General features: G+C 71.2%; 12 protein-coding genes. 5 read left to right on the top strand and 7 right to left on the bottom strand.

Annotation, left to right across the window (positions count from 1 at the left end):
* The first annotated feature begins 199 nt into the window (after positions 1-199).
* A complete protein-coding gene (locus D7193_RS18710; RefSeq protein ID WP_120780807.1) occupies positions 200-1489 on the top strand; it encodes a cell division protein PerM in 1290 nt (429 codons plus the stop codon).
* Between the two features lie 54 nt (positions 1490-1543).
* Here the strand turns inward: D7193_RS18710 and D7193_RS18705 are convergent, their stop codons facing one another.
* Together D7193_RS18705 and D7193_RS18700 are read right to left on the bottom strand one after the other, a co-directional pair.
* Complete coding sequence (locus D7193_RS18705) at positions 1544-2122, bottom strand: DUF4190 domain-containing protein (protein ID WP_120780806.1); 579 nt, start codon at positions 2120-2122, stop codon at positions 1544-1546.
* Positions 2123-2149: 27 nt separating this feature from the next.
* Positions 2150-2446, bottom strand: coding sequence for a CD225/dispanin family protein (locus tag D7193_RS18700; RefSeq protein ID WP_120780805.1), 297 nt, complete (start codon positions 2444-2446; stop codon positions 2150-2152).
* 193 nt (positions 2447-2639) lie between these two features.
* Between D7193_RS18700 and purN the strand changes: the two genes are divergently transcribed.
* Together purN and purH are read left to right on the top strand one after the other, a co-directional pair.
* Positions 2640-3257, top strand: coding sequence for a phosphoribosylglycinamide formyltransferase (gene purN, locus D7193_RS18695; RefSeq protein ID WP_120780804.1), 618 nt, complete (start codon positions 2640-2642; stop codon positions 3255-3257).
* Positions 3254-4822 carry a bifunctional phosphoribosylaminoimidazolecarboxamide formyltransferase/IMP cyclohydrolase gene (gene purH, locus D7193_RS18690; RefSeq protein ID WP_120780803.1) on the top strand — a complete coding sequence of 523 codons (1569 nt, stop codon included), beginning with the start codon at positions 3254-3256 and terminating at the stop codon, positions 4820-4822. The genes purN and purH overlap by 4 nt, the downstream gene beginning before the upstream one ends.
* Positions 4823-5001: 179 nt before the next feature.
* On the opposite strand, the gene D7193_RS18685 is transcribed toward purH, so the two are convergent.
* From D7193_RS18685 to D7193_RS18665, 5 genes are all read right to left on the bottom strand, one after another.
* A complete protein-coding gene (locus D7193_RS18685) occupies positions 5002-6033 on the bottom strand; it encodes an ABC transporter ATP-binding protein (protein WP_120780802.1) in 1032 nt (343 codons plus the stop codon).
* Complete coding sequence (locus D7193_RS18680) at positions 6017-7054, bottom strand: ABC transporter ATP-binding protein (RefSeq protein WP_120780801.1); 1038 nt, start codon at positions 7052-7054, stop codon at positions 6017-6019. Before D7193_RS18680 ends, D7193_RS18685 begins: the two co-directional genes overlap by 17 nt.
* Before the next feature lie 66 nt (positions 7055-7120).
* Positions 7121-8077: an ABC transporter permease gene (locus tag D7193_RS18675; protein ID WP_120780800.1), complete on the bottom strand. Its 957-nt coding sequence runs from the start codon at positions 8075-8077 to the stop codon at positions 7121-7123.
* A gap of 72 nt (positions 8078-8149) precedes the next feature.
* Positions 8150-9088: an ABC transporter permease gene (locus tag D7193_RS18670; protein ID WP_120780799.1), complete on the bottom strand. Its 939-nt coding sequence runs from the start codon at positions 9086-9088 to the stop codon at positions 8150-8152.
* Positions 9089-9279: 191 nt separating this feature from the next.
* Positions 9280-10881, bottom strand: a complete 1602-nt coding sequence (locus tag D7193_RS18665) for a peptide ABC transporter substrate-binding protein (protein ID WP_120780798.1) — start codon at positions 10879-10881, stop codon at positions 9280-9282.
* A 450-nt stretch (positions 10882-11331) separates the two neighbouring features.
* Between D7193_RS18665 and D7193_RS18660 the strand changes: the two genes are divergently transcribed.
* Positions 11332-12192 carry a bifunctional methylenetetrahydrofolate dehydrogenase/methenyltetrahydrofolate cyclohydrolase gene (locus D7193_RS18660; protein WP_120780797.1) on the top strand — a complete coding sequence of 287 codons (861 nt, stop codon included), beginning with the start codon at positions 11332-11334 and terminating at the stop codon, positions 12190-12192.
* Between the two features lie 119 nt (positions 12193-12311).
* On the top strand, positions 12312-13262 hold the full coding sequence (gene mdh, locus D7193_RS18655; protein ID WP_120780796.1) for a malate dehydrogenase: 951 nt from the start codon (positions 12312-12314) through the stop codon (positions 13260-13262).
* Positions 13263-13264: the final 2 nt, after the last annotated feature.

Genomic DNA, 13264 nt, shown 5'->3' with positions numbered 1-13264 from the left:
CCCGTCGCTGTCGCCGTCCCCGCCGCCGTCGCCGCGCCCGTCGCTGTCGCGGTTCCCGTCGCTGTCGCCGTCCCCGCCGCCGTCGCCGCGCCCGTCGTTGTCGCCGTGCCTCTCTGCGGCCGGCGATCGCGGGACTCGCGGTCGTGCGGCGGCGGTATCGGACTGCCGTCGCGGGCGCGGCGTGCCAGAGTAGATCCCGATGTCCCCCGACACCCCTGAGCAACCACGCCGTTCCGGTGCGGTCACCGCCGACGACCGGCCGGTGACCCCTGCCGGTCGGGGCCGGCGGGTGCCCGCCCCACGCGCCGGTGGGTCGCCGCGTGGTCGGGCGCCACTTGCCGTGGCCGCCGCGGTGGCGGCGGTCGGGGCGGCCCTCACCTCGTACCTGCCGGTCGCGGTCGTGCTCGGCCTGGCCCAGCTCAGTGAGGACGCCGGCTCGGTCACCGGGGCGCTGCGTGCCGGTCTGGCCGGCTGGCTGCTCGGCCACGGGGTGCCGCTGGGCACGGACGCGGGCCCGCTCGGGCTCACCCCGCTGGCGCTGACCGCGCTGGTCGTCTGGCGGCTGGCCCGCGCCGGAGTGCACGTCAGCCGGGCCATCGGCGCCCGCGGCGGGCGGTCACCCCGGCAGGCGCTCAGCGCCGCGGCGGCCGTCGCCGCGGGCTACGCGGTGCTCGGCGTGCTCGCCGCGGTGCTGGTCGGTGCCGGCGGCAAGGACGTGTCGCCGGTCCGGTCGGGCGTGACCTTCGCCCTGGTCGGTGCGGTGGCGGCCCTGGCCGGCGCGGCCCGCATCACCGGCGTGTTCGGGCTGCTCGTCGAGCGGTCCCCGGCGGTGCTGCGCGACGGGGTCCGCACCGGCCTGGTCGCCGGTCTGCTCCTGCTCGCGGCGGGGGCGGGGGCCGCCGGGCTCGCGGTGGCCACGGGCGGCGGCGACGCCGCCGACATGATCGGGGCATACCGCACCGGGGTGGCGGGTCAGGCCGGGATCGTCCTCGTGAGCCTCGCCTACGCGCCCAACGCCACCGTCTGGTCGACCAGCTACCTGCTCGGGCCGGGCTTCGCCGTGGGCACCGACACCGCGGTGCGCACCAGCGAGGTGTCGGTCGGCGCGCTGCCGGCCGTACCGCTGCTGGCCGGCCTGCCCCGCGGCCCCGTCGACGGGGTGGGCGCCGCGCTGCTCGCGGTGCCGGTCCTCGCCGGGATGGCCGCCGGCTGGCTGCTCGCCCGGCGTCTGCTGCGGCTCGCCGCCGACGAGCGGGCGCCGCTGGCCTGGGGGCCGCTGCTCGGGCCGGCGGCGATCGCCGGTCCGGTGGCGGGCGTGCTGCTCGGCCTCGCGGCGGCCGCGTCCGGCGGCCCGCTGGGCGGGGGCCGCCTCGCCGAGATGGGCCCGGTCGCCTGGCAGGTGGGGGTGGTCACCACCGCGGTGGTGGCGGCCGGGGCGTTGCTCGGCGCCGCCGCCACACGCGCGCTCACCCGCGCGCCCGCCCGCTGACACGGCAAGGGGCGCCCCGCGGTCCGCGGGACGCCCCTGGGTGTACGCCGTCGGTCAGGGCTCGGTCGGCAGGTTCACGTTGGCGACGATGCCGAGGATGAGCACCAGGATGCCCAGGACCGCGCCGATCGCGCCGCAGATGAGGCCGGCCTTGGCCTGGCCGGCGTTGCTGGCCTGCCCCTGGTCAGCCTTCTGCTTGGCCAGGTAGCCGGTGATGACGCCGGCGATGCCGACCGGGATGCCCAGGTAGAGGCAGCAGACCAGCGGGATCGACGCGATGCCGAGGATCATCGACACGAGGCCGAGCGTGTTGTTCTGCCCGCCCGCCTGCGGGTAGCCGGCGTTCGGGTAGGTGGGGGCGCCACCGTACGGCTGCTGCTGGCCGTACGGGTCCTGGTACGGCTGCTGGCCGTACGGCTGGCCGGACGTGGGCTGCTGGCCGTACGGCGCGGCCGGCGGCTGCTGGCCGTAGGGCTGACCCGACGTGGGCTGCTGGCCGTAGGGCTGGCCCGACGTGGGCTGCTGCCCGTACGGCGCGGCCGGCGGCTGCGCGTACGGGTCGGGCTGCGGGGCGGTCGGATCCTGGTGGGGCTGCTGCTCGTGGGGATCCTGACCGGGGTAACCGGGCTGCATTCGACGAGGCTCCTTGCCTGTTGTCGGTCAGTACGTACTGGTGTCGCTACTGATGATCGCGCCGATGCCGCCCAGAGCGCAGCACAGGATCGCGATCACATACCACGCGATGCCAACGATCAGGGCCCACTTGGACCACTTCCGCGACTCCGTCGCCGCGGCCTGCGCCCCGGCGTAGTCACCCTGCTGGAGGAGCGGGTTGACCTTCGACGCGTTGATGATGGCCGGGATGGCCAGCGGCCAGAAGAGGAAGATCGCAACGATCGACATCGTCATGTTGTTGTTGATCGGCGGCGGCTGCGGAGCTGGATATCCAGGCTGCACGGGGGGCTCCTGTCGTCGGCACGAGTGTCTGATCATGCACCGGGCGTGGGCTGGACGCACACCCGCCCGAGGCAGCGGCAGCGTACCGGTTCCGCGCCTGTCCGGCTGTCGGCCATCGACGGTGCGGGCACGTCCGGTCACCGCGCCGCCGCCCAGACGCTGGTCACTGCGACCTGCCCGATAGGGTGGCCGGGTGACCGAGCCCGCGTCCGCCCGCATCGTCGTCCTCATCTCGGGATCCGGGAGCAACCTGCAGGCGCTGCTCGACGCCACCACCGACCCCGCCTACGGCGCGCGCGTCGTGGCGGTCGGCGCCGACCGGGACGGGATCGCCGGGCTCGACCGGGCCGTCGCGGCCGGCGTGCCGACGTTCGTGGCGCCGCTGAAGGCGTACGACAGCCGGGAGGACTGGGACCGGGCGCTCACCGCGCAGGTCGCCGAGCACCGGCCGGACCTGATCATCTCCGCCGGTTTCCTGAAGCTGGTCGGCCCGCAGTTCCTGGCCGCGTTCGGCGACCGGTACCTGAACACGCACAACACCCTGCTGCCGGCGTTCCCCGGCATCCACGGCCCGCGCGACGCCCTCGCCTACGGGGTGAAGATCACCGGGGCCACCCTCTTCTTCGTCGACGCCGGAATGGACACCGGCCCGATCGTCGCGCAGGTCGCCGTGCCGGTGCTCGACGACGACGACGAGGAATCACTCACCGAGCGCATCAAGTCCGCCGAGCGGCGCCAGCTCGTCGAGCAGGTGGGCCGCCTCGTCCGGAACGGCTGGACGATCACCGGAAGAAAGGTCACTATCCCGTGAGCTCCACTCAGGACGGGCGCCGCCCGATCAGGCGGGCGCTGGTCAGCGTCTACGACAAGACCGGCCTCGTCGAGCTGGCCCAGGCGCTGCACGCGGCCGGCGTGGAGATCGTGTCGACCGGCAGCACCGCCGCGACGATCGCGGGCGCCGGGGTGTCGGTCACCGCGGTCGAGACCGTCACCGGTTTCCCCGAGGTGCTCGACGGTCGGGTCAAGACCCTGCACCCGAAGGTGCACGCGGGTCTGCTGGCCGACCTGCGCAAGGAGTCGCACGTGGCCCAGCTCGACGAGCTGGGGATCGCGCCGTTCGACCTGCTGGTGAGCAACCTCTACCCGTTCCAGGCCACCGTCGCGTCGGGCGCGAGCCTCGACGAGTGCGTCGAGCAGATCGACATCGGCGGGCCCGCGATGGTCCGGGCGGCCGCCAAGAACCACGCCTCGGTCGCCGTGGTGACCGACCCGTCGGCGTACCCGGCGCTGCGCGAGGCGCTCGGCGCGGGCGGCTTCACCCTGACGCAGCGCCGCGCCCTGGCGGCGCGGGCCTTCGCCGACATCGCCGAGTACGACGTGGCGGTGGCCAACTGGTGCGCGGTGCAGCTCGGCGGCGAGCCGGAGTGGCCGGCGTTCGCCGGGTTGGCGCTGCGGTCGCAGCGGGCGCTGCGCTACGGCGAGAACCCGCACCAGGCGGCGGCCCTCTACACCGACCCGGACGCGCCGGCCGGCCTGGCGCAGGCCGAGCAGCTGCACGGCAAGGAGATGTCGTACAACAACTACGTCGACGCGGACGCCGCGTGGCGGGCCGCGAACGACTTCACCGACCAGCCGGCGGTGGCGATCATCAAGCACGCCAACCCCTGCGGCATCGCCGTCGGCGCGGACGTGGCCGAGGCACACCGCAAGGCTCACGCGTGCGACCCGGTCTCCGCGTACGGCGGGGTGATCGCGGTCAACCGGCCGGTCACCGTGGAGCTGGCCGGGCAGGTCGCCGACATCTTCACCGAGGTCGTGGTGGCGCCGGAGTTCGACGCCGGAGCCCTCGAGATCCTCCAGGCCAAGAAGAACATCCGGCTGCTGCGCGCCCCGGCCTGGAACCCGCCGGCAGCCGAGTGGCGGCAGGTCGGCGGTGGCGTACTGGTGCAGATGGCGGACCGGATCGACGCCCCGGGCGACGACCCGGCCAGCTGGCGGCTCGCGGCCGGCGACCCGGCCGACGAGGAGACCCTGCGCGACCTCGCCTTCGCCTGGCGGGCCGTCCGTGCGGTGAAGAGCAACGCGATCCTGCTGGCCCGCGACGGCGCGACCGTGGGCGTGGGCATGGGCCAGGTGAACCGGGTCGACTCGGCGCAGCTGGCCGTCCGGCGGGCCGGCGCCGACCGGGCGCGTGGGTCGGTCTGCGCCTCGGACGCGTTCTTCCCGTTCGCCGACGGGCCGAAGATCCTCATCGAGGCCGGCGTCCGCGCGATCGTGCAGCCGGGCGGGTCGATCCGCGACGAGGAGGTCATCGCGGCCGCCAAGGAGGCCGGCGTAACGATGTACCTGACAAACACCCGCCACTTCTTCCACTAACCCGCCGCGCGCGGGAGGCCGTCGATCATGCAGTTGTGGTGCCCGGACGACCCGGATATGCCCAGTTCATCCACCACCACAACTGCATGATCGACCGGGGATAATGGCCCTGTACGCCGACGCCCCGCGCTCCGTTGTGGAGCGCGGGGCGTCGGTGTTCGCGGATCAACCGCGGTGGGTCAGGCCGCGGCGGGGCGTACCTCGGCGAAGTGGCAGGCCGAGGGGTGCGGGTCGGCGGCACGTGAAACCGTGAGCGGCTCCTCGCGGGCGCAGATGTCCTGCGCCTTCCAGCACCGGGTGCGGAACCGGCAGCCCGACGGCGGGTCGGCCGGCGACGGCACGTCACCGGTGAGGCGGATGATGTTCCGCTCGTGCCGTACCTCCGGGTCCGGCACCGGCACCGCCGAGAGCAGCGCCTGGGTGTACGGGTGGGTGGCGCGCTCGTAGATCTCGTCCTCGGTGCCGATCTCCACGATCTTGCCGAGGTACATCACGGCCACGCGGTCGGAGATGTGCCGGACCACCGACAGGTCGTGGGCGATGAAGATGTACGACAGGCCGAACTCGTCCTGGAGCTGCTCCAGCAGGTTGATCACCTGGGCCTGGATCGAGACGTCGAGCGCCGACACCGGCTCGTCGCAGACGATGATCTCCGGTCGCAGGGCGAGCGCCCGGGCGATGCCGATGCGCTGCCGCTGCCCGCCGGAGAACTGGTGCGGGTACCGGTTGATGTGCTCGGGGTTCAGCCCGACCACGTCCAGCAGCTCCTGCACACGCTTGCGCCGGCTGCCCTTCGGCGCCGCGTCCGGGTGGATCTCGAACGGCTCGCCGATGATGTCGCCGACCGTCATCCGCGGGTTCAGCGAGGTGTACGGGTCCTGCATGACCATCTGCATGTTGCGTCGCAGGCGGCGCAGCTCGGAGCCGGAGGACTTGAACAGGTCCCGCCCCTCCAGGGTGGCCCGGCCCGAGGTCGGCGTCTCCAGCCGCATCAGCAGCCGGGCCAGCGTCGACTTTCCGCAGCCGGACTCGCCGACGATGCCGAGGGTCTCGCCCCGGCGCAGCTCGAAGCTGACGCCGTCCACGGCCTTGACCGCGCCGACCTGCTTCTTGAACAGCACGCCCTGCGAGATCGGGAAGTGCTTGACCACGTTGTCGACCGAGAGGATGGTCTCGCCGCGGACCTTGGTGGAGCTAGCGGGCGCTGTCATCACGCACCTCCTGGGCGAAGTGGCAGGCGCTGGTCCGGCCGTCGCCGAGGACCAGGTCGTGTGGCACCACGTCCACGCAGACCTTCTGCACGTACGGGCACCGGGGGTGGAACGGGCAGCCGGAGGGGATGGCCATGAGGTTCGGCGGCAGCCCCTTGATCGTCGACAGCTCCTGGCCGCGGACGTCCAGGCGCGGGATCGACTCCAGCAGCCCCTTGGTGTACGGGTGCGCCGGCGCCCGGTAGAGCGAGCGGACGTCGGCGTGCTCGACGATGCGGCCGGCGTACATGACGGCGATCCGGTCGGCCACGCCGGCGACGACGCCCAGGTCGTGGGTAATGAGGATCATCGCCATGCCGAGGTCCCGGCGCAGGTCGGCGAGGAGGTCCATGATCTGGGCCTGCACGGTCACGTCGAGCGCCGTGGTCGGCTCGTCGGCGATCAGCACCTTGGGGTTGAGCGCCAGCGCCATCGCGATCATGACGCGCTGCCGCATGCCGCCCGAGAACTGGTGCGGGTAGTCGCCGATCCGCCGCGCGGCGGCCGGGATCTTCACGAGGTCCATCAGCTCGATGGCGCGGCGCCGGGCGTCCGCCCGGGACATCCCCTCGCGCTGGCGCAGCGTCTCGCCGATCTGCCAGCCGACCGGGAACACCGGGTTGAGCGCGGAGAGGGCGTCCTGGAAGATCATCGCGATCTCCTTGCCGCGCACCTGCCGGCGCTGCTCCTCGGGCAGGGCGAGCAGGTCGCGGCCCTGGTAGAGGATCTGCCCGGAGCGGACGTGCGCCGGCGGGCTGTCCAGGATGCCCATGATCGCCTGGGCGGTCACCGACTTGCCGGAGCCGGACTCGCCGAGCACGGCCAGCGTCTCGCCGGCATCCAGGTGGTAGGACACCCCGTTGATGACCCGGGCGACGCCCTCGTTCGTGCGGAACTCGACGTGCAGGTCGCGGACCTCGAGCAGGTGGCCGCCCTCGGGCGTGGCCGAGGCGGGCGTGGGTTGGATGACGGCGTCGGTCATGACTGGTCTGCCTTTCCGCTCGCGACGGCGGGGCTTGCTTCGCTCACTCCTTGCGCTCGCATCACGTCACCGCAGCTTCGGGTCGAAGGCGTCACGGATCGCGTCGCCGAGCATGATGAACGCCAGCACGGTCAGCGCGAGGAAGGCCGACGGGACGATCAGCGGGGTCGCCGACTCCCGCATGTGGATGCGGCCGGTGTCGATGTCCTGGCCCCACGAGATGGTCGGGGCCTTGAGGCCGATACCCAGGAAGGAGAGCGTCGCCTCGGCGGCGATGAACGAGCCGAGCGCGATGGTCAGCACCACGATCGCCGGGGCGAGCGCGTTCGGCAGGATGTGCCGCAGCATGATCCGGCCGTGGCCGGCGCCGAGCATGCGGGCCGCCGCGACGTAGTCCTGCTCCTTCGCGGTGATGACCGAGGAACGCACCACGCGGGCCGCCGTCGTCCAGCCGAGGACGGCCAGTACGAAGATGACTGCGGTGATCCGGGCGTTCGGGCTGGCGCTGCCGATGCGCTTGAGCAGCACGATGGCGGCCAGCAGCAGCGGGATGCCGAGCACGATGTCGATCAGCCGGGAGAGCACCGCGTCCACCCAGCGGCCGAAGTAGCCGGCCAGCAGGCCGACGGCCAGCGCGATGATGCCGGTGAACAGCGCGGACAGCGCGCCCACCAGGAGCGAGGCCCGGGAGCCGTAGACCGCACGGGCGTACGTGTCGCAGCCCTGGAAGTCGTACCCGAAGATCGCGCCGGCGGACGGCCCGGAGTTCTGCCGCGAGAGCACGCAGTCCTGCGGGTCGTTCGAGGTGAACAGGCCGGGGGCGATGGCCATCAGGCTGACGGCCGTCACCAGGGCCAGCGAGATCCAGAAGATCGGGTTGCGGCGCAGGTCGCGCCAGGCGTCGCCGGCGAGGCTGCGCGGCTTGTGCGAGGTGCCGATCTTGTCTGGCGTGCCGGGCTCGCCCGAGGGGCCACGCCGGGCGGCCTGGTTCTCGGTCGCCGCCACCGTTTCGAAGTCACTCATGCCTGTACCTCGCTCCGCTCGGTGCCGGTACGAGCGCCCGAGCACGCTGCGTTGATCATTCGTTCGCCACGCTCACTCATAGCGGATCCTCGGATCGAGTACGGCGTACAGGACGTCCACCAGGAGGTTCGAGATCAGGTAGACCACGACGAGGACGCTCACGAAGCCCACGACCAGGGGGCCGTCCTCGGTGCGGATGCCGCGGAAGAGGTTGAAGCCGACGCCGGGGATGTTGAAGACGCCCTCGGTGATGATCGCGCCGCTCATCAGGTTGCCCAGCTCGACGCCGAGGAAGGTCACCACGGGGATGAGCGAGTTGCGCAGGACGTGGACGCTCACGATGCGCCGCTTGACGAGGCCCTTCGACCGGGCGGTCCGGACGTAGTCGGCGCGCAGGTTCTCCGCCACCGAGGTACGGGTGAGCCGCAGCGCGGTGGCCAGGGAGAGCGACCCGAGCACGATGCCGGGCAGCAGCAGGGCGTAGAAGCTCGGCTCGGCTCCCGCGGTGGGCGGGAAGAGCTGCCACTTGACGCCCAGGAAGTACTGCGCGAGCGGCGCCAGCACGATCGTGGGGATGCCCAGGACCAGCAGCGTGAGCACCAGCGTCGAGTTGTCGAAGATGCCGGCGCGGCGGATGCCGGCGATCACGCCGGACGTCACGCCGAAGACCACGGCCACGGCGAGCGCGATGAGCGCCAGCTTGACGGTGACCGGCCAGGCCTGCTGGAGGATGTCGCCGATCTGGCGGCCGGTCAGTGACTGGCCGAGATCACCCTGGAGCAGGCTCCGGACGTAGTCGAAGTAGCGGTAGAAGAAGCCACCGACGCCGGTCTGGTCGAGGTGGTACTTCTCGGTCAGGTATGCCCGCTGCGCCGCGGTCACCGGGCGCTCTCCCGCGAGGGCCTGGATCGGGTCGGTCTGGCCGGCGAACATCAGCGCGTAGACGATCAGCGTGGTCCCGAAGAATGCCAGGACCATCTGCAGAAGGCGCCGCAGGATGAAGCGGAACATACTTTCCAGTCTCTCCGGAAAAATGCGAAGGGGTCGCAGGACGACTTCTCTGGGCGTACCGGAAAAATCCGCGACCCGGTCCCCGGCCCGAGGGCCGGCGCCGGTACCGGCCCGGGTGGTGGACGACCGGGCGGGTGCGGGTGTGCCCGGGCCACCCGGGGGTTACCCGGGTGGCCCGTGCCGCGGTCAGCTCAGCTGGCCGCCTCGATCTTGACCAGGTTGACGCGCTGGGAGGCGTCCATCTCGACGTTCTGGACCTTCGTCGAGTGCCCGAACACGTTCTGCCCGAAGCGGAGCGGGATCACGGGCATGTCCTTGGCCAGGATGTCCTCGGCCTGCTGGTACTTCTTGATCGCCTCTTCCTGGGACGGCGCCGCGGCGCCCTCCTTCACCAGCTTGTCGAACTCCGGGTTGCTGTAGCCGTAGTAGTTCGACGAACCGTTGGTGCTGTACAGCGGGCCCAGGTAGTCCTCCATGGAGGGGTAGTCCATGACCCAGCCCATGCGGAACAGGCCCACCGGCTGCTTCTTCTCGACCTTGTTCAGCAGGTCGGAGAACTTCGGCTCGGCCGCGCCGACGCAGTCCACGCCGAGGTTGGCCTTCAGCTGGTTGCAGGTCGCGTCGACCCAGTCCTTGTGACCGCCGTCGCCGTTGTAGGAGATGGTGATCTTCGACGGGCCGTTGGCGGCCTGGTACAGGCTCTTCGCCGCGGCGGGGTTGAACTGGCCCGCGTCGCCCGTGGTGTTGTCACGGTAGCCCGGCAGGATCGGCGACACGAACGAGCGCGCCGGCTGCTGCGAGTTCTTGAAGATCGACTTGGTGATCTCGTCCCGGTCGATCGCCATCGAGATCGCCTTGCGCACGTCCGGGTTGCTGTAGTCCTTGTCGAACGTGGGGAACGCCAGGAACTGGAACGACGACATCGGGCTGGTCTGGTACCGGTCGCCCAGGTCGGTCGGCGCGGTGCTCAGGTTCTCGGTCGGGATCGTCGGCAGCACGTCGAGGTTGTCCGCCAGGACGTCCGCGTACGCCGCGGTGAGCTGCTGGTAGATCCGGAACTCGATGTCCTTGACCTTCGGCTTCTCCAGCGGGTACGCGTCGTACCGCTCGACCTCGATCTTGCTGTCGTGCTGCCAGTTGCCCTTCATCTTGAACGGGCCCTGGCCGATCGGCGCCTGCTCGTAGCTGTCCTTGAGCACACCCGGCGCGGAGAACGCGGCCTCCGGCAGCGGGTAGAACGCGTTGTAACCGAGCATCGTCTTGAAGTCGGTGTACGGCGCGGAGAGCGTCACCTGGAAGGAAAGGTCGTCCAGCTTCTTGAGGCCGGACAGGGTCTTGGCCTTCGGCTTCTCGCCCTGCAGGTCCTGGTAGCCAGCGATCTTGTCGAAGAAGTAGCTGGCGCCCTGGCCGTTCGGCGCGTAGGCGCCGTAGTTCCAGGCGTTGATGTAGTCGTCGGACGTGACCTTCTCACCGTTGTGGAAGGTGAAGCCGTCCTTCAGCTTGATCGTCCAGACCGTGTTGTCCGACGACGTCACGGACTCGGCGGCGACCTCGACCGGCTTGTTCTGCGCGTCGTAGTCGACGAGCGGCGCGAACAGGCCGGAGATCACCTGGGAGCCCGATGTCTCCGTGGTGTTGGTCGGGACCAGGTGCTGCGGCTCGGCGATCTGGATGCTGACCGCACCGGAGCCGTTGCTGCCGGACCCACCGTCTCCGCCGCTGCCGCAGGCCGCCAGGCCCAACGTCACCGCGAGCGGGAGAGCGGTCCAGGCGGCGAGTCTACGAACTCGCATGGAGCCTCCTCATTCTCCTCACACTGCGCAGTCAAGCCCGACGTTGGGTAACGCTGCGCAACGACGGGCAACGGTAGGTCGTCGGCGGTTCTTCGGCAACGAGGCGGTTTCGACTCCGTAACAAGCCGACCAGGGTGCTCTTGCCCGAGGGGCGGCGGCCTGCTACTCCCCGGCGGAAGTTGTGGCCATGAAGTGCGGTTTTCCGGCACGTTCGCGAGGCCCGTCGCGCTTTTACTTCCCCTCGGTGCGGTCTGTGCCGGCCCGCCCGAATTCATACCCGGACGGCCTAGCCGTCCCGTCCGGCCGTGATGGAATCCACATTCCAGCAACCCTGAGTGACGAACATCATGTCACGCACAGTCACGAATGCATGCGCCGGACAGGGCCCTCGTGCCCCCCGCCACCCGGGTCGTGGCGGATCGGGGACGCCGGGCGTGAGACGATCAGGACGTGACGGCGACGCTTCTGGACGGCAAGGCGACCGCGGCGGAAATCAAGGACGAGCTGCGGGCGCGGGTCAAGGCACTGGCCGAACGCGGCATCACCCCGGGCCTGGGCACGGTCCTGGTCGGCTCCGATCCGGGCTCGCAGGCGTACGTCAACGGCAAGCACCGGGACTGCGCGGAGGTGGGCATCGCCTCGATCCGCCGGGAGCTGCCGGCCGACGCCACCCAGGAGCAGGTCGAGGCCGTGCTCGCGGAGCTGAACGCCGACCCGGCGTGCCACGGCTACATCGTCCAGCTCCCGCTGCCGGCCCACCTCGACACCCAGCGGGTGCTGGAACTGATCGACCCGGCGAAGGACGCCGACGGCCTGCACCCGGTCAACCTCGGCCGGTTGGTGCTCGGCTACCCGGGCCCGCTCCCGTGCACGCCGCGCGGCATCGTGGAACTGCTCCGCCGCCACGACGTGGCGCTGCGCGGCGCGAAGGTCGCCGTGGTCGGCCGGGGCAACACCGTCGGCCGTCCGCTCGGCCTGCTGCTCACCCGCCGCAGCGAGAACGCCACCGTGACGCTCTGCCACACGGGCACGCTCGACCTCGCCCAGCACACCCGGGCGGCCGACATCGTCATCGTGGCGGCCGGCGTCCCGGGCCTGCTGACCGCCGACATGATCACGCCTGGCGCGGTGGTCGTGGACGTCGGCATCACCCGCGTGGTCGGGCCGGACGGCAAGGGCCGCTACACGGGTGATGTGGACCCGGGCGTGGTCGAGGTGGCCGGCGCGCTGGTCCCGATGCCCGGCGGTGTCGGGCCGATGACGCGGGCCATGCTGCTGACCAACGTGGTCGAGCGCGCCGAGCAGGGCTGAGACGCCCCGGGGGTCCCCTCCCGACCGGTCCCGGCATAACCGTCCGCCCCTGGCCGGATCGGTGCCAGGATGGCTGATACGGTCCGGAAAACCGACTGGTATCAGGGAGTGGGACGACCATGGGTAAGAAGGTCACTGTCGTCGGCGCCGGCTTCTACGGCTCCACCACCGCACAGCGCCTGGCCGAGTATGACGTCTTCGACACCGTCGTGATCACCGACATCGTCGAGGGCAAGCCCGCCGGCATCGCACTGGACCTCAACCAGTCGCGTGCGGTCGAGGGCTTCGAGACCAAGGTCGTGGGCGCCACCACCGGCCCGAACGGCGAGGGCTACGAGGCGATCGAGGGCTCCGACGTCGTGGTGATCACCGCCGGCCTGCCCCGTAAGCCGGGCATGAGCCGGATGGACCTGCTCGAGACGAACGCCAAGATCGTGCGCCAGGTCTCCGAGAACGTGGCCAAGTACGCCCCGAACGCCGTCGTGATCGTCGTATCGAACCCGCTCGACGAGATGACCGCGCTCGCCCAGATCGCCACCCAGTTCCCGAAGAACCGCGTGCTCGGCCAGGCCGGCATGCTCGACACCGCCCGCTTCACCAACTTCGTGGCCGAGGCGCTGAACGTCCCGGTGAAGTCGGTGAAGACGCTGACCCTCGGCTCGCACGGCGACACCATGGTGCCGGTGCCGTCGAAGAGCACCGTCAACGGCAAGCCGCTGCGTGAGGTCATGCCCGACGACCAGATCGAGGACCTGGTCGTCCGCACCCGCAACGGTGGCGCCGAGGTCGTCGCGCTGCTCAAGACCGGTTCGGCGTACTACGCGCCGTCCGCCGCCGCGGCCCGCATGGCCAAGGCGGTGGCCGAGGACTCCGGCGAGGTCATGCCGGTCTGCGCCTGGGTCGACGGGCAGTACGGCATTTCCGGCGTCTACCTGGGCGTCGAGGCCGAGATCGGCGCCGAGGGCGTCAAGCGGGTCGTCGAGACCGACCTGGACGCCGACGAGCTGGCCAGCCTCAAGGAGGCGGCCGAGGCCGTCCGCTCCAAGCAGGCCGACATCGCCAACATGTGACC

It is taken from the genome of Micromonospora costi (assembly GCF_003626655.1).
Classification (GTDB): domain Bacteria; phylum Actinomycetota; class Actinomycetes; order Mycobacteriales; family Micromonosporaceae; genus Micromonospora; species Micromonospora costi.
This window is presented reverse-complemented; position numbering and strand designations above follow the sequence as displayed.

Bases quoted from the DNA above. Each gene is read 5' to 3' on its own strand.
- D7193_RS18685 (WP_120780802.1), bottom strand. From the start codon at position 6,033: ATGACAGCGCCCGCTAGCTCCACCAAGGTCCGCGGCGAGACCATCCTC.
- D7193_RS18665 (WP_120780798.1), bottom strand. From the start codon at position 10,881: ATGCGAGTTCGTAGACTCGCCGCCTGGACCGCTCTCCCGCTCGCGGTG.
- D7193_RS18680 (WP_120780801.1), bottom strand. From the start codon at position 7,054: ATGACCGACGCCGTCATCCAACCCACGCCCGCCTCGGCCACGCCCGAG.
- D7193_RS18705 (WP_120780806.1), bottom strand. From the start codon at position 2,122: ATGCAGCCCGGTTACCCCGGTCAGGATCCCCACGAGCAGCAGCCCCAC.
- D7193_RS18675 (WP_120780800.1), bottom strand. From the start codon at position 8,077: ATGAGTGACTTCGAAACGGTGGCGGCGACCGAGAACCAGGCCGCCCGG.
- D7193_RS18710 (WP_120780807.1), top strand. From the start codon at position 200: ATGTCCCCCGACACCCCTGAGCAACCACGCCGTTCCGGTGCGGTCACC.
- mdh (WP_120780796.1), top strand. From the start codon at position 12,312: ATGGGTAAGAAGGTCACTGTCGTCGGCGCCGGCTTCTACGGCTCCACC.
- D7193_RS18670 (WP_120780799.1), bottom strand. From the start codon at position 9,088: ATGTTCCGCTTCATCCTGCGGCGCCTTCTGCAGATGGTCCTGGCATTC.